The sequence below is a fragment of the Aeromonas sp. QDB56 genome, assembly GCF_027705505.1.
In the GTDB taxonomy this organism is placed as follows: Bacteria; Pseudomonadota; Gammaproteobacteria; order Enterobacterales; family Aeromonadaceae; genus Aeromonas; species Aeromonas caviae.
This window is the reverse complement of sequence record NZ_JAPDBZ010000332.1, coordinates 1-542: the sequence shown is the minus strand read 5'-3', so window position 1 is coordinate 542 and position 542 is coordinate 1. Positions and strand designations below refer to the sequence as shown.

Sequence of the window (542 nt, the reverse complement as noted above, 5' to 3'; positions counted from 1 at the left end):
GTCGAGATCTTAACTAACTGTTTATTTTTATGGCCCAGAAGTCTTTGCTCGACTACCTTGAATCAATTCCAGACCCACGCAATCAGGCCAAGTGCTCGCATATCTTGTCAGAGGTTGTTTTCATGGCCATCTGCGCCATGATGTGCGGTTTTGATACTTGGAGCGAGATTACCTTGTTTGCTCAAGAGCGAGAGCCATGGTTCCGGCGCTGGTTGAGCTTGCCTGGCGGCATTCCATCACACGACACATTCAACCGCATTTTTGCCACTCTGCCTCCCGCCAGTCTGAAATCCATTTTTCAAGCGTGGATCGGCGACATCATGGGCGATGATAAGCTGGTTGGCCAACTAGCGGTTGATGGTAAAGCTCTTCGTGCTACCGCTAAAGGGCGAGGTGCCAACGCTGTTCATATGGTCAATGTCTGGTCAACTGAGCTGGGGATGTGTGTTGGCCAGCAAAAAGTCGCTGACAAATCTAACGAGATCACGGCAATACCTGAGCTACTCCAACTTCTTGAATTAAAAGGGTGTTTAGTCAGTATT

General features: G+C 48.9%; 1 pseudogene. It reads left to right on the top strand.

The features are described from left to right. Positions 1-29: 29 nt before the first annotated feature. Positions 30-542: pseudogene (locus OKB81_RS20735) on the top strand (ISAs1-like element ISKpn9 family transposase); the annotation flags it as partial.